Annotated in this window: 24 protein-coding genes and 1 pseudogene; 14 read left to right on the top strand and 11 right to left on the bottom strand. The window is 59.4% G+C overall.

Going from position 1 to position 22,900, the window contains the following annotated elements:
• The 3 genes from EXR36_03765 to EXR36_03755 form a co-directional block, all read left to right on the top strand.
• Positions 1 to 329, top strand: a 329-nt coding sequence (locus EXR36_03765; protein ID MSQ58769.1) for a hypothetical protein, incomplete at its 5' end; no start/stop codon positions are given.
• A complete protein-coding gene (locus EXR36_03760) occupies positions 241 to 747 on the top strand; it encodes a hypothetical protein (protein MSQ58768.1) in 507 nt (168 codons plus the stop codon). The genes EXR36_03765 and EXR36_03760, both read left to right, overlap by 89 nt.
• A gap of 45 nt (positions 748 to 792) precedes the next feature.
• Entirely contained in the window at positions 793 to 1,491 is a 699-nt protein-coding gene (locus EXR36_03755) for an SDR family NAD(P)-dependent oxidoreductase (GenBank protein MSQ58767.1), read from the top strand.
• Here EXR36_03755 and EXR36_03750 read toward each other — a convergent pair whose 3' ends face one another.
• The 7 genes from EXR36_03750 to EXR36_03720 form a co-directional block, all read right to left on the bottom strand.
• A complete protein-coding gene (locus EXR36_03750) occupies positions 1,492 to 3,021 on the bottom strand; it encodes a DHA2 family efflux MFS transporter permease subunit (protein ID MSQ58766.1) in 1,530 nt (509 codons plus the stop codon). It abuts the gene before it with no gap.
• A 12-nt stretch (positions 3,022 to 3,033) separates the two neighbouring features.
• Positions 3,034 to 4,161, bottom strand: a complete 1,128-nt coding sequence (locus EXR36_03745; GenBank protein MSQ58765.1) for an HlyD family secretion protein — start codon at positions 4,159 to 4,161, stop codon at positions 3,034 to 3,036.
• Positions 4,158 to 4,670, bottom strand: coding sequence for a MarR family transcriptional regulator (locus tag EXR36_03740; protein ID MSQ58764.1), 513 nt, complete (start codon positions 4,668 to 4,670; stop codon positions 4,158 to 4,160). The genes EXR36_03745 and EXR36_03740 overlap by 4 nt, the downstream gene beginning before the upstream one ends.
• 119 nt (positions 4,671 to 4,789) lie before the next feature.
• On the bottom strand, positions 4,790 to 6,274 hold the full coding sequence (locus EXR36_03735; protein ID MSQ58763.1) for an NAD(P)/FAD-dependent oxidoreductase: 1,485 nt from the start codon (positions 6,272 to 6,274) through the stop codon (positions 4,790 to 4,792).
• Between the two features lie 32 nt (positions 6,275 to 6,306).
• Entirely contained in the window at positions 6,307 to 6,870 is a 564-nt protein-coding gene (locus tag EXR36_03730; protein MSQ58762.1) for a hypothetical protein, read from the bottom strand.
• A 64-nt stretch (positions 6,871 to 6,934) separates the two neighbouring features.
• Positions 6,935 to 8,020 (bottom strand): LLM class flavin-dependent oxidoreductase, encoded by a 1,086-nt coding sequence (locus EXR36_03725; GenBank protein ID MSQ58761.1) that lies wholly within the window; start codon positions 8,018 to 8,020, stop codon positions 6,935 to 6,937.
• Positions 8,021 to 8,078: 58 nt separating this feature from the next.
• On the bottom strand, positions 8,079 to 9,293 hold the full coding sequence (locus tag EXR36_03720) for a branched-chain amino acid ABC transporter substrate-binding protein (GenBank protein MSQ58760.1): 1,215 nt from the start codon (positions 9,291 to 9,293) through the stop codon (positions 8,079 to 8,081).
• Positions 9,294 to 9,389: 96 nt separating this feature from the next.
• Between EXR36_03720 and EXR36_03715 the strand changes: the two genes are divergently transcribed.
• From EXR36_03715 to EXR36_03680, 8 genes and pseudogenes are all read left to right on the top strand, one after another.
• Complete coding sequence (locus tag EXR36_03715) at positions 9,390 to 9,809, top strand: 4-carboxymuconolactone decarboxylase (protein ID MSQ58759.1); 420 nt, start codon at positions 9,390 to 9,392, stop codon at positions 9,807 to 9,809.
• A gap of 61 nt (positions 9,810 to 9,870) precedes the next feature.
• Positions 9,871 to 11,079 (top strand): mandelate racemase/muconate lactonizing enzyme family protein, encoded by a 1,209-nt coding sequence (locus EXR36_03710; GenBank protein MSQ58758.1) that lies wholly within the window; start codon positions 9,871 to 9,873, stop codon positions 11,077 to 11,079.
• Positions 11,080 to 11,097: 18 nt separating this feature from the next.
• Positions 11,098 to 11,511 carry a hypothetical protein gene (locus EXR36_03705; protein MSQ58757.1) on the top strand — a complete coding sequence of 138 codons (414 nt, stop codon included), beginning with the start codon at positions 11,098 to 11,100 and terminating at the stop codon, positions 11,509 to 11,511.
• Between the two features lie 131 nt (positions 11,512 to 11,642).
• A complete protein-coding gene (locus EXR36_03700; GenBank protein ID MSQ58756.1) occupies positions 11,643 to 11,960 on the top strand; it encodes a hydrolase in 318 nt (105 codons plus the stop codon).
• A pseudogene (locus tag EXR36_03695) lies at positions 11,960 to 13,157 on the top strand (hydrolase). Before EXR36_03700 ends, EXR36_03695 begins: the two are co-directional and overlap by 1 nt.
• A gap of 43 nt (positions 13,158 to 13,200) precedes the next feature.
• Positions 13,201 to 13,482 carry a hypothetical protein gene (locus EXR36_03690; GenBank protein ID MSQ58755.1) on the top strand — a complete coding sequence of 94 codons (282 nt, stop codon included), beginning with the start codon at positions 13,201 to 13,203 and terminating at the stop codon, positions 13,480 to 13,482.
• Complete coding sequence (locus EXR36_03685) at positions 13,479 to 13,670, top strand: hypothetical protein (protein ID MSQ58754.1); 192 nt, start codon at positions 13,479 to 13,481, stop codon at positions 13,668 to 13,670. Before EXR36_03690 ends, EXR36_03685 begins: the two co-directional genes overlap by 4 nt.
• 26 nt (positions 13,671 to 13,696) lie before the next feature.
• The gene (locus tag EXR36_03680) at positions 13,697 to 14,797 is read left to right on the top strand and encodes a hypothetical protein (protein ID MSQ58753.1); all 1,101 of its coding nucleotides are present in this window, start codon (positions 13,697 to 13,699) and stop codon (positions 14,795 to 14,797) included.
• A gap of 238 nt (positions 14,798 to 15,035) precedes the next feature.
• Here the strand turns inward: EXR36_03680 and EXR36_03675 are convergent, their stop codons facing one another.
• From EXR36_03675 to EXR36_03660, 4 genes are read right to left on the bottom strand one after another with little or no spacing between them, the layout of a single operon-like run.
• Positions 15,036 to 15,632 carry a hypothetical protein gene (locus EXR36_03675; protein ID MSQ58752.1) on the bottom strand — a complete coding sequence of 199 codons (597 nt, stop codon included), beginning with the start codon at positions 15,630 to 15,632 and terminating at the stop codon, positions 15,036 to 15,038.
• 19 nt (positions 15,633 to 15,651) lie between these two features.
• Entirely contained in the window at positions 15,652 to 17,076 is a 1,425-nt protein-coding gene (locus tag EXR36_03670) for a TRAP transporter large permease subunit (GenBank protein ID MSQ58751.1), read from the bottom strand.
• Entirely contained in the window at positions 17,073 to 17,657 is a 585-nt protein-coding gene (locus EXR36_03665; GenBank protein MSQ58750.1) for a TRAP transporter small permease subunit, read from the bottom strand. The genes EXR36_03670 and EXR36_03665 overlap by 4 nt, the downstream gene beginning before the upstream one ends.
• Positions 17,658 to 17,672: 15 nt before the next feature.
• Positions 17,673 to 18,857 carry a TRAP transporter substrate-binding protein gene (locus EXR36_03660; protein MSQ58749.1) on the bottom strand — a complete coding sequence of 395 codons (1,185 nt, stop codon included), beginning with the start codon at positions 18,855 to 18,857 and terminating at the stop codon, positions 17,673 to 17,675.
• A 156-nt stretch (positions 18,858 to 19,013) separates the two neighbouring features.
• Between EXR36_03660 and EXR36_03655 the strand changes: the two genes are divergently transcribed.
• The 3 genes from EXR36_03655 (at position 19,014) to EXR36_03645 (ending at position 22,897) form a co-directional block, all read left to right on the top strand.
• Positions 19,014 to 21,413: an RNA-binding transcriptional accessory protein gene (locus EXR36_03655; protein ID MSQ58748.1), complete on the top strand. Its 2,400-nt coding sequence runs from the start codon at positions 19,014 to 19,016 to the stop codon at positions 21,411 to 21,413.
• A 140-nt stretch (positions 21,414 to 21,553) separates the two neighbouring features.
• The gene (locus EXR36_03650) at positions 21,554 to 22,351 is read left to right on the top strand and encodes an N-acyl homoserine lactonase family protein (GenBank protein MSQ58747.1); all 798 of its coding nucleotides are present in this window, start codon (positions 21,554 to 21,556) and stop codon (positions 22,349 to 22,351) included.
• A 51-nt stretch (positions 22,352 to 22,402) separates the two neighbouring features.
• A complete protein-coding gene (locus EXR36_03645; protein ID MSQ58746.1) occupies positions 22,403 to 22,897 on the top strand; it encodes a DUF4275 family protein in 495 nt (164 codons plus the stop codon).
• The last annotated feature ends 3 nt before the right edge of the window (positions 22,898 to 22,900 follow it).

Raw genomic sequence — 22,900 nt, 5'->3', positions numbered from 1 at the left:
ATGGCCGCACGGATCTCACGCCAGCCATCATCGCCGAGGCGGTTGACACCAGTCTGGCACGCCTACAAACCGGCTACATCGATCTGTATCAGATCCACTGGCCGCAACGCAACGTGCCGAATTTCGGTGCCACGGAATTCGATCCCTCCAAGGAGAAAGGCGGGCCCTCGATTCACGAACAAGTAATGGGCATGGCCGCCATGATCAAGGCCGGCAAGATTCGCTACTACGGGCTGTCCAATGAAACCGCTTGGGGGGGTGTGCGAGTTTCGGCGCGCGGCCAAGGAGTTGGGGGTTACGGGCCCTGTCACCATTCAGAACATCTATAGCCTGGTATCCCGCAACGTGGACAACGATCTCGCCGAAACGCTCTTTCGAGAAAACATGTCGTTGCTAGCTTATAGCCCGCTCGCTGGTGGCATTCTCTCCGGCAAGTACCTTGGGGGTGCGCGGCCGGCTGGCGCGCGCTTCACTTTGTTCGATTCGCTAGGCGTTAGCTTCCGCCCGCCCCTCGTGGCGGAGGCTACGCAGGCCTACGCAGCGCTGGCTAAACGCCGGGGACTCACGCTGGTGCAACTAGCGCTGGGCTACGTGGCCAGCCGCTGGTTTTTGGGCTCGTCCATCATCGGCGCCACAACCATGGGCCAGCTTGAAGAGGATATCGGCGCCGCGCAACTCACGCTCGATGCCGAAACGCTAGCGGACGTACGCGCCATACAAGCGCGTTACCCCAATCCGGGCGCTTGATCTTTCTCGTGGGAAAATCCCGGCACTCAACTTGAGGCCACCGCCATGCACACTTTGAATTTAAGCGACCAGGTCATAGCGATCACCGGCGGATTCGGCAGCCTCGGCATGGCAGTCGCCAAGGTAGCATCGCAAGCTGGCGCCATAGCCGCCTTGATCGACCGCGAGGCAGCGCCCGCATCGGATCTCGCGCCCGCCTTGTTGTTTGGGGGCGTGGACTTGAGTTCCGTGGAATCCACGCAAACGGCTTTCAACGATATTGCCCGGCGTTGCGGCCGCATCAATGCTCTGGTCAACGTGGCAGGGACTTTCCGTTGGGAGAAAATCGAAGACGGAGACGTACATACTTGGGATCTGCTCTACAACGTGAACCTGCGCACCGCGCTCAACGCCAGTCGCGCGGCGCTTCCCCATCTACTTAAGCAGCCCTCTTCGCGCATCGTGAACATCGGTGCGGGCGCGGCGGCCAAGGCGGCGCTCGGGATGGGTGCTTACGCGGCCTCGAAATCAGGTGTGGCGCGGCTGACCGAAGCCATGGCGGAGGAGTTCAAGGATCGCGGCTTGACGGTGAATGCGGTGCTGCCATCCATCATCGACACGCCACCCAATCGCGCGGACATGCCCACCGCGGATTTTTCGCGGTGGGTGAAGGCGGAAGACATCGCCAATCTGATCGTGTTCCTGCTATCGGGCCTTGCAAGCGCCATCAACGGCGCTTCGATCCCTATCGTGGGGAGAGTGTGATTATTCGAAGTGCACGTCCAAGGGCTTGGCTTTCCTAGCGGTGTCCGCATCGCGCGCGACAAAAAACAATAGCGGTAGTCCGATCAGGGCCGCTACCGCGAACATGCGAAAATCTCCCATGTAACCCAGCATCGCGGCTTGCATGTCGATCTCGCGCGCAAGAGCCGCCAAGCCTTCAGGGGTGTTGATGTCCCACAAGCTGGCGCTCGCTCCGTGTTGAAGTGCCTCGCTGAAGGGCGTGACGTGCTCGGTCATGTGAGCACGGCTGGCGCCGCTGGTACGCAAGAATAATGCGATGGCGGCCGAAATCCCCACGCTGGCCGCCACGCTTCGCACCAGGTTGAACAGCGCGGCGCCCTCCGTGCGCCGTTGCGGATCCAGCGAGGCGAAGGCGATGGCTTGATTGGGCACAAGCATGATGCCCCCGCCGATGCCTTGTAGAAAGTTGGTCCACACCAACGGCCACGCACCGACTTCAGGGGTCCAGCGCGCCATCTCCATGTCCGACGCAGCAAGCAAGATCAAGCCAACGGCCATCTGCAAGCGCGCATCCACTTTACCCAGCAAGCGGCCTCCCAAGGCCATGGCCAGCAACATTCCCATGCCGCGCGGAGCTTGCAAGAAGCCGATGGTATCGATGGGATAGCCGCGCATATCCTGTAGAAACGCCGGCATCAACACCACGAGCGGCGTCGTGACCAATCCGTAACCCGCCGAGTAGATCAGTCCGATGGAAAAATTACGGTTACGGAAAATACGCAAGTCCAGGAACGGATGCTTGCCGTAGGTGAGGCTATGCGCCAGAAACAGATAGAAGCCGAGTACCGCCAAGCATGCTTCGATCAGGATTTCCCATGAGTCGAACCAATCGAGCCTGCCGCCGCGATCCAGCATCAGTTGTAGCGAGCCAATCCCCAAGGCCAGCGCCAGAAACCCTGTCCAGTCCATGGAATGATCCTCATGGCGTTTGGTCTCCGGGACGAAGATGAAGGTCCCCAACAGAGCCAGCATACCCACCGGAATGTTGACGTAGAAGCAATAACGCCAGTTCATGTATTCGGTGATGATCCCGCCCACGAACGGACCGACGAAGCTACCTCCGGTGGACCCGATGGCCCATATCGACATCGCCTTGCCTTGCTCCTCCGGCGGGTAGGTGTCCAGAATGATGGCGTGGGAAATCGGGATAAGAAAGGCGCCGCCGATGCCTTGCACCACGCGCGCGAAGATCTCCACCTCAAGCGAGGTGGCCGCGCCGCAGGCCACGGAGGAAACTAGAAACAACGTGGTCGCGTACATGTAAACGCGCTTGCGCCCGAAGCGGGTCGCCAGCCATCCGGCCGTGGGCAAGGTGATGGCGGCTGCCACGATGTACGACGTAATCACCCAAGAGATCTGGTCCTGGGTAGCCGAGAAAGTGCCCTGCATGTGCGGCAGGGCCACCGCGACGATGGTCCAGTCCAGCGAGTAAAGGAAGCTCGCCGTCATCACCGAAATGGTGATGAGCAACGGGTGGCGCGCGGCGCTCATGGCGAGATTGGCTTAGCGCTCGTTACGCGCCATCGCCGAAGTGGGTTCGAGAAATTGCGGCAGATAGCCCTTGTCGATAAGGGCTTGTATGCGCTTTGGCAATCCTCGGTTGTGGCCGGTATCCACGCGCACCGTGACGGTCATGCCGGCGCGCAATGGCGGCTGCCCAGGGGATTGGTGCACGGTCACTCGCACCGGAATGCGCTGCACGACCTTCACCCAGTTTCCCGTGGCGTTTTGCGGCGGTAACACGGCAAACTCCGCTCCGCTCGCCGGTGCGATCGCCTCGACCTTACCGACCCACTCCACGTCGGGATAGGCGTCGGCCACCACCCATGCGGGCTGCCCTTCGCGCATGTTTGTAAGCTGGGTTTCCTTGTAGTTGGCTTCAACCCACGGCGGGCCGCTCTCGATCAAACTGAATACGGGCGCGCCGCGGTTCACCCATTCGCCCACTTGCAATTTCATATTGCTCACCACGCCGTCGTTGAGCGCTTTGACATGCGTGCGGGCCAATTCGAACATAGCGGCATCGTAGGCTGCCTTGGCTTCCAGATAGCGCGGATGCTCCTCGGCCGGCGCATTCAGATTTCCCCCCAAGCTCGCCTGCACGCGCTTGCTGTGCTCTTGAATGGTCTGTAGCCGGCGCTTGGACGCTTCAAGATTGTGCTTGGCCTCGTCGTATTGGTCCGCCCGGCTCATGCCGCGCTCCTTCAAGCGCTCTTGCCGCTCCACTTGCTTCGCAAGATACTCGATACGCTCCTTCGCTTCGGCCGCTTCGACCAAAGTGGTGCGATAGCCGGCACGCAAGGAATCCATTTCCGTGCGTACCACGTCCATCTGCGCCCGCGCGCGCGCAGCGGTAATTTCGTAGGGCGTGGGATCCAGGAGAAACAGCACATCGCCTTTCTTCACGGCGCTGTCGTCATCCACCGATACCTCGATCACCCGCCCCGTCACCGCCGCGCTTACCGTAACGATATTGGTCTTGACGTAAGCGTTCTCGGTTTCCATCTCGCGCCCGCCTTCCGCGTACATGCGCAGACCGATCAATGCCGCCACCAAGGGCACCACCAGCAGCAGTGTGAAGCGCACGAAGCGCATCCCCGGTATCCATGGTTCGATTTGCTTGCGGGTCATGCGCGCACCCGGGCCCTAGCCCCGCTTTTTACGCCGTTCTTGGCCCCGTTCTTCACTCCGTTGCCACCGTTTTCCGAGCGATACAAATTGGTCTTCACCGACAACAGGATGTCCACGAATCTTTCTTGTTCTTCAGCGGACAGCCCGGATAACGCATCGCGGCGCACGTCCGCAGCGGCTGAGCGCATGGTCTTCATCACTGGCTCAACGGCCTCTGTGAGGTAGATACGCTTCGCACGGCGGTCGGCGGCGTCGCTTTCGCGGCGTAGCCAGCCATTGCTTTCCAACCTGTCGATGAGACGGCCTAAAGTGGCTTTCTCGATCTCGAGAATATCGGCCAACTCGGACTGCGTGACCCCGGAATTACGAAACAAATGCAGCAACACCCACCACTGCGAGCGGGTGAGTCCCATGCCCTTCACCCTGCGGTCGAAGGTGGTGCGAAGCAGCCGCGCCACGTCGTGCAGGATGAAGCCGAAATTGCGGGATAAGTCTTCCTTGATAGCCATGCGGACATTTTAGTAGCCTAGCTTACGATAAGCAAGGCGACTATATTCATGATTACGGTAGTCTGGGCTATTAGTTGAGAAAAATTCTGGGAGGAGGGAGGCGTGAGGCGTCCGAACCCTTACTCGTAGACGAGGGCGCCATCGTCCAGATTGGCAGCAGGTAACTGGTCTTTTTCCGCCCAATAGTCCTGGCTATGTTGCCATTCAGGCTTGTCGCCGCGTTTGGGTAGTAAGTGCATGCTTCGCGCGAGATAGCCTGGATTGAAATTCTCCGGATCTATCCAGGGCAGGAGTGGCATGTCCTCATCCTCGGGACGAAGGGCCGGGGTCACCCTCCTCGCCCCTTTTTTCTTCATATGTTGGAGCAGGCGGCAAACGAAGTCGCCGGCCAGGTCCGCGCGCAAGGTCCAGCTCGCCCGGAAGTACCCGAATACCCAGGCCATGTTGGGAATGCCGGTGAACATCATTCCCCGGTAGGTCACCGTATCGGAGAAATTCAGCGGCTTGCCATCAATGGTGAATTCGATATCCCCCAGCACATTGAGGTTGAAGCCCGTGGCCGTGACGATGATATCGGCGTCAAGAGCCTTGCCTGACTTCAGCAGCAATCCGTCGCGCGTAAAGCGATCAATCTCATCGGTGACCACCGATACCTTGCCCTCCCGCACCGCCTGGAACAGGTCGCCATCCGGAATGAAGGCGATGCGTTGCCGCCATGGCCGGTAGCGCGGCGTGAAGTGCGCTTCCACCACGCTGTCCGAACCCAGATAGGCGCGCGCGGCATCGAGCAGTTCCCGCTTCACGGCCTCGGGTTCGTGGAAAGAGCGGCGCATGAACACGCTTTGCTCGTAGAGGATCTTCTTGCGGACGATCTCGTGAATCCACGCCTCGTCGATTTGCAGCGCGCGCAATTCGTCGGCCATGGGGATTGCATTTCGGCCTGTCCGAAAAAACGTTGGCGAGCGCTGAAGCATCGTGACGTGAGCACATTCTTCCGCGATGGCCGGAATCAATGTCGCGGCGGTGGCGCCTGAACCAATGACCACGACTCGCTTACCAGCGTACTCTAAGTCCTCCGGCCATTCCTGTGGGTGAACGATGCGGCCCTTGAACGCATCCATCGCCTCCCACCCCGGCGTGTAGCCCTTGGAGTGCCGGTAGTACCCCTGGCACATCCAGAGAAAGTTGGCGCTAAATCTCACCGCCTCGCCGCTGTCCGTGCGGATGGCATCGATCGTCCAGAGATTGTTCTCACCCGACCAACTCGCTGCCTCGATGCGATGCCGGTAGCGGATATGGGACGCGATTTCGTTCTCCTCGATGACTTCGCCCATATAGCGCAGGATCTCGGCTGCGGTGGCAATGGGCGCTCCTGTCCACGGCTTGAAGCGGTAACCGAACGTGTAGAGATCGCTGTCGGAGCGAATGCCTGGAAAGCGGTGGGTCAGCCAGGTACCGCCAAAATTTTCCTGGGCTTCGAGCACCAGGAAGCTCGTTCCAGGACATTGCGTGGTGAGGTGATACGCGGCACCGATCCCGGAGATTCCGGCTCCAATGATGAGCACCTCGAAGTGCTCGCAGGTATTTGCTGCCGCGCTGGTCATCGCATCCGGACCGTGGCCAGAAGAATTACGTTTTAGTTTTGACTCCTAGCACGAACGGCTGGGTGCGCCACCAATTCTCGGATCTGCCGTGCCACGGCCTCGAAATGATTGATCATCGATCCGACCGCGCGCTGAACGTCTTGCAACTCTCTCGGCGAAGCCGCCAAGCGGTAGTCGGTTTTATTGGTGAACGTATACGTGCTCATGAGCACCTCGCCCACGGACAGCTCGATCACATGGCGCTGCAATTGGCTTACTTCGGTCGTGAAATGCACGGCAATTTCATCCGCCTCCTCCTCCGTCATGTACTGGGCGATGGCGGCGCCGAGCACAGCATGGAACCATGCGGAGTCGCGCACCTGGGCATCGATTATGCGGCCTACCTCGGCAAGTTGCGTGGCGGATAGCGGCTTGCCGCCAGCCGAGCGGATCGCCTCCTGTTTCAGATAGAGGGCGCCGGTGCTCACGAATATGGCCGGATCGTGAGCCTGAACCAGGCGCCTCGCAGCATCCCCCTTGAGATTCTCCTCTTGCGCGTGAACGACGCCAAAGGCTAGAAAACACAGCAGGGCAAATCCACGATAAAGAATTGTCATGAGGAACCTTGGATAATAAGACCGGGGACCAGGGACGGGTTTCGCGAAGAGTTACGCCAGCCCCTTACTTAGATTTTTCTCCTACTCGCCAAGTCTTTAGTACCGGCAAGACTTCCTTGGCGAACAGTTTCAATCCGCGCTCGGCGGTTTCATAGGGCACTCCGCCAAAGCGGAATGCCACATTGAGTTCAAAGTCGCCGATGGCCTGGCGGCGGGCTTCCAGTTCTCGCAGGATACGCTCCGGATCTCCCCAGATGGCCGCCTTCATGAACGCTTCAACGGCGCCTTCCAAGCCCCCCTTGCGCGCAATTTCGGCTTTTTGAGCATAGGCGTCGTAGCCCTTCACGGCCTTGAAATGCTCGCCGAGAAATTCATAGTGGTGGAAATTGCTCTCGATGAACTTTCCCATGTATTGCCGCGCGTGCTCCTCTGCGCGCGCGGAATCCGAGCCGCAAACGGCGAAATCGGTGATCATCATGACGGGCGCTTCGCGGCCATGGAACTTTCGATGATGTTCGCGGTTGCTCTGTATAGCCGGCAAGCGCATGTGCCAGGGCCGGTCGGAGAACATCACCATGTGCGCGCCGATGCGCGCGGCGGACTCCACCGAATCCTCGCTGGATGCCACGGCGTAGATACGGCCATCGAAGCTGTATTTCGCGCGCGGGCGAATCTCCACGCGTGGCTGTTTGTAGTGCTTACCGTTGCCTTCCATGAAGCCCGTGCGCAGGGCTTCCACGATCATGGCCGCGGACTCGTCGAAGCGCTCGCGCGACTCGTTCATGGTTCCGCGAAAGCCCTCGAACTCGCGGCGGGCAAGGCCACGCCCAAGGCCCAGGCGCAGCCGGCCCTTGCAAAAATAATCCAGCACGGCAGCTTGCTCCGCCACGCGCAACGGGTCATGCCAGGGCAGGATGACGGCGGCGGTACCCAAATCGACATTCGGGCAAATACCCGCGAGATAGGTCATCAGTTGCAGATTGTCCGGGCAGAAGGAGTAATCAAAAAAATGATGCTCCGCGGACCACAACACATCGAAACCTGAACCGGCGGCTAGCCGTGCAAGCTTGATCTCTTCATCCCACACTCTATCATCGCTGCAATTCTCCCAGCCATAGCTGGCGAAGAGCATCATCATGCCTACATCCATCGCTGCCTCCCTTGCCGGCGGCACCGGCCCCAAGCGGATTCTAACCGCCAAAGCGTTCTCACGGCATGCCCTGCACCGGCCCAAACCGCACCCACTCCTTTCCGTCGAAACGCATGAGCTGTGCTTGCTTGACTGGAAAGTAATTCGTTGGAGTCGTATTCAGTGCGATGCCTGGCAAGAGCAATGGTAAGCGCAAGTTTCTGATGTCCGTTGCCTGGCGCATGACGTTCTCTCGAGTTAAGTCGTCGCCGCAACGCGCCAACACATCCACCATCGTCTGCGCGTAGAGATAGCCGTTGACATTGAAGTCGTCGGTGACATCCCCTTGAGGATAGTATTTCTTCATCCAGGCGAACCATTCCTTCATGCCGGGATCGTCCTGCCACTGCGGTTCCGTGGGATCCTTCGTCGAGTTGAGCGAGATGATGCCGGCCGCCTTCTCCAGGCCCGCGTTTCTGAGTACGGCGCCCACCGACGAGGAAACCTTGGGAATGAAGTACAAAGGCTTCCACCCGATGTCATGCACTTTGCGAATGGCTTGCGCCGCCCCCTTGGGCGCGGCAAAGGAGAAGAAGGTGTCGGCTCCCGAATTCTTCAAGGTCACGATCTGGCTGTCGATGGTGGGGTCGGTCACCTCGGTGGTGGCTTCGGCGATGATCATGGTGGCGGCTTTGTCGCCCAACCCGTCCTTGAGGCCCTTGAGATAGTCCCGGCCAAAATCGTCGTTGTTGTAGAGCACCGCGATCTTCGCGTTGGGTTTGTTGCCGAGCAGATAGCGCGCGAAGATTCTCGACTCGTATTGGTAGGGCATCTGCCACGACATCGTCCATGGAAAGTTCTTGGGATCTCCCCATTTCGTGGCACCCGTGGCAAGGAACAGGTGCGGCACCTTCTTATTGTTCACGTACTTGTGGATGGGGGTGTTGGGTGCCGTGCCGAGCGAGCTAAATAGCAAGAGCACTTGCTCGTCCTCGATGAGTCTGCGGGTCTGTTCGACCGTCTTCGCCGGATTGAACCCATCGTCCAAGCTGATCAATTTGATCTTGCGGCCGTTGATACCGCCCTGCGCATTGATCTTGTCGAAATAAGCGCTCTCGGCTTTGCCAAAGGTGCCGTAGGCCGAGACCGGCCCGCTGTAGGGCATGGTCTGACCGATCTTGATTTCCGTGTCGGTAACACCAGGACCGTACTTCTTCTCCGCTCCGGAACATAGGAACGCCGCACACCACGACAGCAGCCCCAGCGACAGCCCCATCCAGGAACGGCGATTCATCTTTTTTCCTCCGGTTGGAAGGCAAGGCGCCTCCTTGGGTGAATCTTACCTTTTCGCCCGATACAATGCCCCACCCTACACCGAGGAGAAAAAACCATGGGCGATATCACCACGAAGGACTTGTTCGAGACGGGTTTGAAGCTTCGCCGCGAAGTGCTGGGCGCGGACTATGTCGCGCGCGCCTTTGAGCTAAAGGACGAATTCAGCGAGGACGTGCAAAACTACCTGACCACCCACGCCTGGGGTGCGGTGTGGGCCCGGCGCGGCGCCGACGGGGAAATGACGCTCTCGAAGAAAATCCGCTCCATCATGAATCTCGCCATGCTGGCCGCCATCAACCGGCCCCATGAGTTGGAAATCCATGTGCGGGGCGCCATCAACAACGGCATCACGAAAAAAGAGATGCTGGAGATCTTTCTGCACGTCGCTCCCTACGCCGGAGCACCAGCCCTTATCGATGCGGTAAGGATCGCGCGCAAGGTGTGGGCGGAGCACGACGCCCAAGACAAGAAATAGGATGTATAGCGAAACAGTCACGAAGTAGAATTTCCGCCCTCATCCTATCCGCGAGCCCGCCATGAAAGTTACCGCCATCGAAACGATCAACCTGGACGAGTACCCGAACGTCCTCTGGGTCCATGTGCACACCGACGAAGGCATTACCGGGCTGGGCGAAACCTTCTACGCCGTGGAACCCGCCATCGCCCATATTCACCAGACCATCGCGCCTTACTTGCTGGGCAAGGATCCGCGGCAGATTGACAAGCACAGCCGCCACATGCTCTACAACTATCTGGGATTCAAAACGGTGGGCGCGGAGATGCGCGCGGCTTCGGCGGTGGATATCGCGCTGTGGGACATCTTTGGGCAAATTACCAACCAACCCATTTACCAATTGCTGGGCGGGGCTTCGCGCGACAAGGTGCGCGCCTACAACACCTGCGCCGGTTATCAGTATGTGCGCGCCAAGTCGGAACAAGGCACCGCCAACTTCGGTATGCCGGGCGACCATGGCAAGTACCAACCCTACGAAGATCTGGTGGGCTTCATGAAATACGCCGACGAGTTGGCGGTTTCGCTCCTCGAAGAAGGCTACACCGGCATGAAGATCTGGCCCTTCGACGAGTACGCCGAAGCCAGCAACGGCACCTACATCTCCAACGCGGATCTCAAGAAAGCCATGCATCCCTTCGAGAAAATCCGCAAGGCCGTGGGCGACAAGATGGACATCCACGTCGAGTTTCATTCTCTGTGGAATTTGCCCACCGCCATCAAGATCGCCAAGGCGCTGGAGCAGTTCGATCCCTTCTGGTACGAAGACCCCATCAAGATGGACAACCTCGACGCCATCGCCGAGTTCGCCCATCGCACCGATGTGTGGGTCACTGCCAGCGAAACCTTGGCCACCCGCTGGGCCTTTCGCGATTTATTCGAGAAGCGCGCGGTGAGCGTATGCATGTTCGACGTGGGCTGGACCGGCGGACTTTCCGAAGCGAAAAAAATCGCGACCATGGCGGAGGCCTATCAGTTGCCCGTCGCGCCTCACGATTGCACCGGGCCCATATTGCTTACCGCGTCCGTTCATCTCTCCATGAATTGTCCGAACACGCTCGTGCAGGAAGTGGTACGCGCCTTCTATACGGATTGGTACGGCAAGCTCGTCACCCAACTTCCCCCTCTGGAGAACGGCTATATCACGGCGCCGAAGGGACCCGGCTTGGGAACGAAGCTGCAACCGGATGTGTTGAAAAGGAAGGATGCACGGATACGAATCAGCAAACTGTAACTCCTGCGTGGTTTTTCGATGGATTTTTTTAGAGGATTGAACGTAATGCGAATTGCAATAGCGCTTGCGGCAACAATGCTGGTAATGAATGCGTCTCGCGCGCTGGACCTCGACGATCTCAAAAGCCTCAACAAACTGGCGGACAAGCCGCTGCTGGAGAACGCCAACAAGGCGCTGGCGGACCAGCAGATCAAGGACGGCCAGTTCGAATTCAAGACCGGCAAGGCTGAGTTCGCGCCTGGCAACGAAAGCCGCTTCAAAGGGCTGGTCAAGATTTTGGCCGACAACTCCAAGACGCTGAAAACGGCATTTCCAAAACTAAAGGTGACTGCGGAAGGCCACACCGACGCCGACGGAAAACCGGAGGCCAACATGAAGCTCTCTTTATCCCGGGCAACAAAGTGTGCTCGGCGCTCAAGGCCAAGGGAATGAAACTCCCGTGCGTGGCTTCCGGAGCCGGTTCTTCCAAGCCGCTAGTCTCGCCGGAGAACACACCTGCGGACAAGCAGCGCAATCGCCGGGTGCTGGTGCAGGTGGCAAAATAGGTACATGCGGGAACACGCATGAATACCGATCCGCGAGTTCTTGTACTGTCCCCAGGGGACAATGTGGCCATGTCGAAGACCGATCTTAGCGCCGGCACGCCAGTGAAGGTGTTGGGTGCAAGCGTCACGCTCAAGGTGAGAATTCTCACCGGCCATAAGTTCGCCTTCCGGCCCGTGAAGAAGGGCGAAACGCTGGTCAAGTATGGCGCGCCCATCGGTGAGGCCACGCAAGACATCGCTCCGGGCGGGTACATTCACATCCACAACGTGGCCAGCAGCTATATTCCCACCTACACGCTGGACGAAGGCCACGAGTTCTTCAAGGAGGCGCACTGATGAGCATCAACGTGTACCTACGCCCCGATGGCAGCAAAGGTATCCGCAATACCATCGTGGTGGGTTATCTCGTGGAGTGCGCGCATCACGTGTCGCGCGAGATCGTCTATCCCTATCGCGAACAAGGCGTGCACCTGATCGGATTTCCAGGATGCTTTCCCAATCCCTACTCCTACAAGATTATGGAGCGGCTATGCACCCATCCCAATGTGGACGCGGTGTTGTTGGTTCCGTTGGGCTGCGAGGGCTTCAACAAGGGCAAGTTACTGGAAAGCATTCGCCAATCGGGCCGGCCAGCGAAGCTTGTCATCATTCAAGATACTGGAGGCACGCGCAAATCCGTCACCGAAGGCAAGGCGTGGGTGGAGCAAACGCTGAAACAACTGGAGAACACCCCGCGCGCGCCCATGGCCATCGATGAGTTGGTCGTGGGCACCATTTGCGGGGGATCGGACGCCACCAGCGGCTTTACAGCGAATCCTGCCATGGGCCGCGCCTTCGATTTTCTGGTGGACCAAAACGCCACCTGCATCTTCGAGGAAACCGGCGAGTTGATTGGCATGGAGCATTGGATGGCCAAGCGTGCCGAGAATCCCGCTCTGGGCGAGGAGATCGTGAAGACCGTGGCCAAGGCCGCAAAGTACTACGCCGCTTACGGCCATGCCAGCCTCGGCCCCGGCAATGCGGACGGCGGTCTCACCACCATAGAGGAGAAATCGCTCGGTGCCTACGCCGTCGGGCCAATCGGTTATCTCCGGCATCATCAAGCCGGGCGATGTACCCATGCGCGGAGGTTTTTACTTGCTGGACGTCGTGCCGGATGGCGAGCCGCGCTTCGGTTTTCCCAACATCAGCGACAACGCCGAAATCGCCGAACTCATGGCGTGCGGCTCGCACCTGAGTTTGTTCTCGACGGGGCGCGGCTCGGTGGTGGGATCGGCCATCGCCCCGGTGATCAAGGTGTGCGCGAACCCGGCCACCTATAAGCGCATGAGCGAGGACATGGACGTGGACGCGGGCCGCATCCTGGAAGGGCGCGCGAGCTTGGACGAAGTGGGCCACGAAATCCACGACTTGATTTTGCGCGTAGCCAATGGCGAGCAAACCAAGTCCGAAGAGTTGGGCCACCAGGAATTTATTTTGACGTACAAGAGCTTCGAGCCTCTGGGTCCGGCATGCTTTCCGAGTGCCGCGTAATGAACATATATAACATATAGCATCGTATTTTAAGGAAAGTGCCATGGCTCTAGTCCTTACCAACATCTATCTCGAACCCAGTCAAAAGAAATTTCTGGAGAAGCGGGCAAAGCAGAATGACTCGAACGTCTCCGTGGAAGCCAGAAATGCCATCGACCTCTACAAGCTCGGTATATCGGCCGAAGATCTGGATATGCTCGACAAGGCAACAGCCCAAGCCAAGAACGACATTGACGGCATGATCGAGATCCTCGACCTAGGCGCTCGCCGGGCTGAAGCATTCTTCAAGAAGATCGACGCCATCAAGCGAAGCAATGCCGAATGAGCGTGCTAGCGGATATTCTCGACCGGCTGGCCGGCGTGGCAACTCTGAAGGAGAAAATTGGGAATCAGGACCGAATTATCGAGGGAATGCAACACGTCCTGCTAGATCAGCAGAAGGATCTGGCCGAGTTAAAGGGAATGATGCGCGCTCTCGTATCTATTCAGAGCGAAGGGAGGAAATCCCGTTGAGTTCGTTCCCTGCTCCCCGCGACTACGTGGCCCGCTCGGTGATTTTGCCGGGATGGCTCGCAGCCCTATGTCTTGCCGTTGGCAGCCACGTTGCCTTTGCCCAAGATGTCCCCCGGTTTGCGGTCGATGCCGCTTGGCCCAAGCCATTGCCCAACCGGTGGCTGCTCGGCGAGATCGGTGGCATCGCGGTGGACAAGCACGATCATATCTGGGTGTACCAGCGCCCCCGCAGCCTCACCGACGACGAGCGGGGCGCCGCGGTGGATCCGCCCACTTCCAAGTGCTGCATTCCGGCGCCCGCCGTTCTGGAATTCGATACAGAAGGTAATCTGCTGCAAGCCTGGGGCGGGCCTGGAGCGGGATACGAATGGCCCAAGCGGGAACACGGCATCTCCGTGGACGCCAAGGATTATGTGTGGATCGCCGGTAACGATAAGGATGCCGATCATCACATTCTCAAGTTCACGCACGACGGAAAGTTCGTGATGCAAATCGGCAAATCCGGCCGCAACGAAGGCAGCAACAGCCGCACCTCTCTCGGCAGGCCGGCACTTGCCATCGTCGATGATGCAGCCAACGAAGTGTATGTGGCCGATGGTTATGGCAACCGGCGCATCGTGGTGTTCGACGCTACGAGCGGCGAGTACAAGCGCCATTGGGGTGCCTATGGCAAGACCCCGGATGACAAGGATCTTGGCCCCTACAACCCCGATTCCATCGTGGCGGAGCAGTTTCGTACGCCCGTGCATTGCGTGCGCATCGCCATGGATGGCTTGGTCTACGTTTGCGACCGTGTGAACAACCGCATTCAGGTGTTTCGCAAGGACGGAGGCTTCGTCGCGGAATACACCCTCGAAACCAGGACAAGGTTCGCGGGTTCCGTCTGGGATATCGCGCTCTCCGAAGACCCAGCCCAGAAATATCTGTACGTGGCGGATGGAACCAACAACGAGATCCACATCCTCACCCGGGCCCATGGAAAGGAGATCGGAAGTTTTGGCCGGTCAGGGCGCAACGCGGGGGATTTTCATTGGGTGCATGGCATGGCCATCGACTCCAAGGGTAACCTCTACACTGGCGAAGTGGACAACGGCAAGCGCGTGCAGAAATTCTTTCGGCGAAAATAATACCGGCCCACATCTCGCGAAAGAAGCGCCCCTTCTTGCAAGCGAACTACAGCAACCCCCTTAACGCAAAGACGCAAAGGACGCGAAGGAACCCATTGGGGATTTTCTTTGCGTTCTTTGCGTTGATAGTTTTTACCGTCTGGGGACAGGGAAACTTACATTCACTTTTCCTCAGGGCAGAGCCTTTCGATTCTCACCGCTAAAGGCATGACTTGGCGTTGGGGTTACGAATAGAGAATTAGCCGCCCTGCCCGCACTCCGGCTTGAATTCGATAATCACGCCCAGCAGGGGAACATCGCCGATGTTCTTCGCCGTGTGAATCACCGGCGGGTTGAAAATGGGTTTGTCCGGCACTGTTTCCACCACGATCTCCGGCATTCCATCGGGCCACTGTCGTAGCGTTGCGCGATTGAGCTGGATCACCACGCGGTGGCTGTGGCTATGCCGCGCCCGCGTATCTCCGGGAGCCAGCCGTTCCTCGAACACGAAAAAACACGTCCCATCGTAGAGCATAGCGTTCTTCTCGGCGGGAATTGTTTCCTTTGGTTTGCCAGCCGGCGGATGCTCGCGCTTGAGCACCACTTCAAAATACCCCGGTCTAGTAGGTGCCGGCACGGATTCATCGTCCAGCGCAACTCTGATGTCTCCGCGCTTTAGGTCTCGTTCGCCAGCCCTCGTCTCCGCGATGGCCACGATCACCCGGTGTCCGCAGTTCGGCGCCTTGGCCGCGGGGCAGGAGATTTCATCACGGGTTACCCGAACGTAGGTGTTGTCGAGCACCACTTCGCCCGCGGTCACGGTGAGAGAGCAGAAATACAGTAGGAGTGGAGTCAAGCTTCGCACGGATACCGCCTCATGAGTACAACACCTTGGGTAACCACATCGCGATGGCGGGAAAAACGTACAACAAAAACATCGCGAATACCTGGATCAGCATGAAGGGCATCATGCCCGCGAAAATTTGCCCGAGGGTGACGTGCGGAGGCGCCACTCCCTTGAGATAAAACCCCGCCATCGCCACCGGCGGCGACAGGAAAGCGGCCTGCAGATTGACCGCGACCAGAATACCGAAGAACAGCGGGTCGATGCCGAAGTGATGCAAGAGCGGCAAGAAAATAGGCACGAAGATCACGATGATCTCGGTCCACTCCAAGGGCCAGCCCAGCAGAAAAATGATGACCTGCGAAAGCAGAAGGAACTGGATCGGGGTCATGTCGAGAGAGCGCACCCACCCTTCCAGCAACGACTGCCCCCCCAGCAAGGCAAAGGCCGACGAAAACAATTGCGAACCCACGAACAGCCACGCCACCATGGCCGTGGTGCGCGCGGTGAGGATGACCGACTCCTGAAACCGCCCCCACGTGAGCTTGCGGTACCCAAGCGCTAGCAATATCGCGCCCAGGGCGCCCACCGCGGCCGCCTCCGTGGGCGTCGCGATACCAGCCACGATGCTTCCCAGCACGGCGGTAATCAATGCCGCCAATGGAAGCACGGACGTGCATAGCATGCGCACCACTTCACCGACTGGCACATCGCGTTCCTCGGGCGGGGGCTTGGGCGCCAGGGAGGGATTGATGACGGCCCGCAGAATCGCGTAGGCGATGTAGAGCCCAGCCAGCATCATCCCCGGGAATAAGGCGCCCGCGTAGAGCTTCACCACCGACACTTGCGCCGTGGCGCCGTAGAGAATCAGCATGACGCTGGGCGGGATCAAGATCCCCAAACATCCGCCGGCGGTGATTACTCCGGCCGAAAGTTTGACGTCATAGCCCGCTCGCAGCATGGCGGGCAACGCCAGTAAACCCATCAACGTCACGGTGGCGCCCACGATCCCCGTCGCCGTTGCGAACACCGTGCACGTCAAAATGGTGGCGACCGCCAAGCTACCCGGCACGCGCACCATGGCCAATTGCAGGGCACGAAACAAGCGGTCGATGATGTTGGCACGCTCGATCAGATAGCCCATGAAGACGAAGAGCGGCACCGAGATCACCACATCGTTGGTCATCACACCGAAGGTGCGCAACACCATCTGGTCGAACACGGGGTTGCTGAAGACCGGCTGGCCCTCGCGGTAAAAGGCGAAGTAGCCGAACACCATGCCCAATCCCATGAGAGTGAAGGCCGTCGGGAACCCCAGCAGAATGGCCACCACGATGAGCCCCAGCATGAGCAAGCCCAAGTGTCCGCGCGTGATCTCCTCGGGGATCAGCAGCAGTAAGACGATGGCGGCGATGGCGGCGACCAGGAAGAACAACCCGAAGCGTGCTGCTTTCATTTTTCCGCGCTTTGCGCTTGCGCGAGGCTCGCTTTCAGTTCCTCGATGTCCAATTCCTCCACGTCTTGCAAGCGCATGGGCCATTCGCCGGTACGGATGCAGATCACGCACCTAACGATCTCGGCAATGCCCTGGACCAACAACAACGCGCCGGCGATGGGAATGATGGTCTTGAGCGGGTAGACGGGAAGCCCGTTGGAGGTGGTTTGAGATTGTTCCAGCATCGCCCAGGAATCCGTGGCGAATCCCACGCCGAACCAGGCAAGCGCGGAAATACCAGGAATGAAAAAGAGTAAATAAAGCGCGAGATCCAATGACGCCTGTACCCGGGGCGAAAGAAAGCGGTACAACACATCGCCGCGCACGTGCCCGTTACGCGAGAGGGTATATCCCCCGGCCATCATGAACAAGGCGCCATAGAACATCAGGCTCACGTCCAAGCCCCAGCTGGTGGGCGCACGCAAGACATAACGCACCACCACGTCATAGCACACCATGGCGGTAAGGCCTACGATGCACCAAGCGAAAGCCTTACCGATCCTGGCGTTCAGCCGGTCCACGGCGAGCAGATAACGGTTCATGCGGGCGGCGTCTGTTTAAGCCTTGCCGAAGAAATGCTCATAGGACATGGAAGGCGAGGCTTCGAACTTGATCTGATAACCCACCACGCGCTTCATGTAAGTCTTCTGCGATTCCAGCACCTTGGCGAAGAAGGGATTCTCCTTGCTCTTTTGCTCGGCCACTTGGTCCCAGGCCTTGAGCTGTGCCTGCAGCACATCCACCGGAGATTCGATGAACTTCACTCCCTTGTTATCGCGCAGGTCAAGATAGGACTGCGAATACGCATCCATGATCTTCCACGTGAACTCCGAACTCAGCACCTTGGGCGCATAGCGCAAAGCCATCTTGCCGATCTCGGGTAATGCCTCGAAGGTCTTCTTGTTGATGAGCACCTCGAAACATTCGGCCGGCTGGTGGTAGCTGCGCACCATGCAGAATTTCGCCACGTCTTGCAAACCCAGGCCCGCATCCACCGTGGGATTATTGAACTCGGCGGCTTCGATGACGCCTCGGTCCAAGGCCGGAACCACATCGGGCCCCGGCATCGCGGTCACCGCCGCGCCCATCGCGGTGAAAACATCCACCGAGAGCCCCACCGTGCGGTATTTAAGTCCCTTGAAATCCTCCGCGCTCTTCACTTCTTTCTTGAACCACCCCAATGGTTGGGTCATCATCGGGCCCATCATGAACGGCGTCACATCGAGTTTGAGGACGTCGCGATAAAGCTCTTCATAGAGTGCCTTGCCGCCGCCATGTTCGAACCACGACAAGAACGTATTGCCGTTGTGGCCGAGCGCCGGACCCGTGCCGAAGAGAGAAAGCGCCGAATTCTTGTTGTACCAAAACGCAGGCACACCGAAGCACGCATCCAAGGTTCCCTTGTGCACGGCATCGGCCATGTCGAAGGCCTTGACCACGGAACCCGGTTGCAAAACGTCGAACTTGAGCGCTCCGGCGCTCAAGTCGGACACAATGCGCGCATAATCCTGCACGAAACCGAAGAACAGGTCTCCGGCGCCGGTTCCGGCTTGAATTCGCAGGGTCATCGATTTCGCTGCTGTGGCCGCCGCGGCTGGACCGGCGGATTTTGGCTGCTCGGATTTGCCGCAGCCCGCCAGCCCGGCAACCGCTACGCCGCCCGCGAGTGCGGCGCGGCCGAGGAATTTCCTGCGGGAGTCCACGGCGGGCGAGTCAGCCTTTAAGAGTCGCTTGGATGGCATCTTGAATCTCCTCTACGTTTTTCTTACCTATGCGATTAGGCTTCAAACCACCGGCGTGGGCGGCTTATCCGCGCGCCAACAAACCTTCGCCCGCAGTGACCTTCCCGCGAATCTTGTATAGTTCGCGCCTTTTCTCGAAATACCGTACCTTATCCCATGCTATCTTCCATCGCCCATCGCATCGCCACCGAAATCGCCGCGCGTGAATCCCAAGCGCAAGCGGCCATCGCGCTCTTGGACGAAGGCGCCACTGTGCCATTCATCGCGCGCTACCGCAAGGAGGCCACGGGCGGGCTCGACGACACCCAGTTGCGCGCACTGGAGGAGCGATTGCACTACCTGCGAGAACTGGAAGAGCGCCGTACCACCATCCTGGCTTCCATCGAAGCGCAAGGCAAGCTCACCCCGGAACTGCGCGGGCACATCGAATCCGCGGCGGACAAGGCACGTCTGGAAGATCTCTATCTCCCCTATAAGCCGAAGCGCCGTACCAAAGCACAGATCGCCCGCGAGGCCGGCCTGGAACCCTTGGCCGATGCGCTTTTAAGCAACCCGGAACTGGTGCCAGACGACGAGGCACTCAAGTACATCAAGCCCGCCTTCAAGGCCGCGGATGCGGAGAATCCCGGCGTTCCCGACAGCAAGACGGCGCTGGAGGGGGCACGCCAGATCTTGCTGGAGCGTTTCGCCGAAGACGCGGATCTCGTTGGCGCACTGCGCGAGTATTTCCGCGAGCACGGCGTCGCGCAATCCAAGGTGATCGAGGGCAAGCAGGAGAAGGGCGCGAAGTTTTCCGATTACTTCGCCTATTCGGAGCGCATGAAGAATGTGCCTTCCCACCGAGCGCTGGCGTTGTTTCGCGGGCGGCGTGAGGAGATTCTGCACATTGCGTTACGCCTGGAAGGCGAGGAAGAAAAACCAAAAGGGGATGCACCGCTCAATCCCTGCGAGGCGCGCATCGCCGAGCGCTACCACATCGCGCAGCAAGGCCGCCCCGCCGACGCTTGGCTAGGTGACACGGTGCGTTGGGCGTGGCGCGTGAAAATATCCCAGTCCTTGGAAACCGAACTCATGGGCGAGCTGCGCGCCCGTGCGGAGACCGAGGCCATCCGCGTGTTCGGCATGAATTTGAAAGACCTGTTGCTGGCCGCCCCCGCCGGGCCGCGTGCAACCATGGGTTTGGATCCGGGCTTGCGCACGGGCGTCAAGGTCGCCGTGGTCGACGGCACCGGTAAGTTGCTCGATACCGCCACGATTTTCCCCCACGCGCCGCGCAACGATTGGGATGCTTCGGTGGCACTTCTGGCTGCGCTGTGCACCAAGCACAACGTGGAACTGATCTCCATCGGCAACGGCACCGCTTCGCGAGAGACCGACAAGCTCACCGGCGATCTCCTCAAGCGCCATCCCGAGTTGAAACCGCACAAGATCGTGGTGAGCGAGGCCGGTGCCTCCGTCTACTCCGCCTCCAGCCTGGCGGCGAAAGAGTTTCCCGATTTGGATGTATCCCTGCGCGGAGCCGTGTCCATTGCCCGGCGCGTGCAAGATCCCCTGGCCGAACTGGTGAAGATCGAACCCAAGGCCATCGGCGTGGGGCAGTACCAGCACGACGTGAATCAAGCGCATCTGGCACGCGCCCTCAATGCCGTGGTGGAAGATTGCGTCAATGCCGTGGGCGTGGATGTCAACACCGCCTCCGTTGCATTGCTCGCGCGTGTGGCGGGTTTGAGCAGCGGCATCGCGCAGAGCATAGTGAATCATCGCGATGCCAACGGTGCCTTCCTCACGCGCCATGACCTGATGAAGGTTCCGCGCCTGGGCGAGAAGACCTTTGAACAAGCCGCCGGTTTCTTGCGCATCATGAACGGCACCAACCCCTTGGATGCCTCCGCCGTTCACCCGGAAGCATACCCCTTGGTGGAGCGCATCCTGGCGGATATCCAACGCGAGGTAAGGACCATCATCGGAGACATCAACACGCTGAAGAACCTGGACCCCGCCCGCTACGCCGGCGAACACTTCGGCGTGCCTACAATCGCCGATATCCTGAAGGAGCTGGAGAAGCCAGGCCGCGATCCGCGTCCCGAGTTCAAGACCGCCGCCTTCAAGGAAGGTGTGGAAGCGCTGAAAGACCTGGCCCCCGGCATGATGCTCGAAGGTGTTGTCACCAACGTCACCAACTTCGGCGCCTTCGTGGACGTGGGCGTACACCAGGACGGATTGGTGCACATCTCCGCCTTGAGCAATAAGTTCATCAAGGATCCGCGCGAGGTGGTCAAGGCCGGGGACGTAGTGCGGGTTAAGGTCGTCGAGGTGGACGAGAAGCGCCAGCGCGTCGCGCTCACCATGAAATTTTCCGATCCCGCCGCCGCGCCGCCCGAAAAGCGCCGGGAGCCGGCCCGTCCGCCACGCGATTCGCGGCGGGACGCTCGCCCTCGCCATGATCCCAGGGCCAAGCCGAATAAACCTCCGCAGCCAGCGTCTCGCCCCGCCGTGGTGGAGTCGCGAGAACCGAGTGCGCTTGCTCTGGCAATGGCAAGGGCGCGACAGAAGTAGCGGGAAACGTGAGGAGTGAAGGGTGAAGCGTGATGACACGCGCACGCACATTTCACGTTTCCCGCCTCCCGCCTTCCGCCTCACGCCCTTCAGTTCCGCAAGCTAAACTATGCGCCCGCCTACAACTCGCGCTGAAGCCCATGTCAAAACTCGAACCCTATAAAGTCTATGCCGTCCAGTACGGCCATCATGAACGGCGCGCCAGCGCGAACTTCATCGGCGGCGACGAACACGACGGACCCATGCCCATCAATTTCTTCGTGTGGGCCATCGTCGGATCCGGGCGCACCTTCGTAGTAGACACCGGCTTCACCGCCGAAACCAGCGTGCGCCGCGACCGCACCCTCACACGCTCGGTGGAAGCAGGTCTGGCCAAAATCGGTATCGATGCCGCCAACGTCAAGGACGTCATCGTCACCCACATGCATTACGACCACGCCGGCAATCTGGACTTGTTTCCAAACGCGCGCCTGCATATTCAGGACGCTGAAGTCGAATTCGTCACCGGCCGCTGTATGACCCATGGGGCGCTTCGCCATGCCATGGACGTGGACGACGTGCTCACCTTGATCCGAAGGAATTTCGCGGGCCAGGTCGCCTTTCACGACGGCGATGAAGAACTAGCGCCCGGCGTAAGCGTGCACCGCATCGGCGGCCACACGAAGGGACTCCAATCCGTGCGCGTGTGGACCGAGCGCGGCTGGGTGGTGCTGGCCTCGGACGCCAGTCACTTCTACGCCAACATGGAACAAGGCCGCCCCTTCCCCATCGTCTACAACGTGCAAGACATGCTCGACGGCCATCGCAAACTAGTCTCGCTCGCGGAATCGCCCGATCACGTCATCCCCGGCCACGACCCTCTGGTACGAGAGCGGTATCCGAAGGCGGTTGAAGGCATCGCCGATATCGTCAGACTGGACCTCTCACCGCGTCGCTAGGAACATGGCTGGAGTTTTCCTCTGCAAGCGGCATGAGGGATACCCCGTCATATGAACAAAGCACGCTCAGCCATTGACCTTGGCACCACCAAGCCGCTGAAGATCTTCTCCCCGGAAGAGGCAGCGGATCTCGCGGTGCAGTGGATGAATGCGTTCTGCGCGAACATGCAAAACGCGAGCTCCGAGACTTTTATGTGGCACGTTTTCAGTGGCGGGAACTATCCAAGTGTGCGCCGAGCCGAGGCCATTGCAAGATACGAAGAACAGGTAGCGCCAGAGTACATCGTGCTGTCGAACGATCGCATACGTGCCATTGAAACGGATTCTCGTCCCGCCGCAGAGGTATGTGCCCGAACCGACTACTACGTTTTTCCGCGGAATCTAGCTTGGACCATGGCGTTTACCCATGAGGCGGGGTGGTTGGGTCCATACTTCGCGGCGCACCGAAACTACGAGGCACTAAACAAACAGAATCTTTCCGATGTTAGAGCCAGGTCACGTAAACGGCAAGAGGCCGAGAACGCGAGGCGCAGAGGCTGGAAGTAGAGC

The organism is Betaproteobacteria bacterium, assembly GCA_009693245.1.
Lineage (GTDB): Bacteria > Pseudomonadota > Gammaproteobacteria > Burkholderiales > SHXO01 > SHXO01.
Note: the sequence above shows the minus strand (reverse complement) of the source record. Positions and strands in the feature narration are given on the sequence as shown.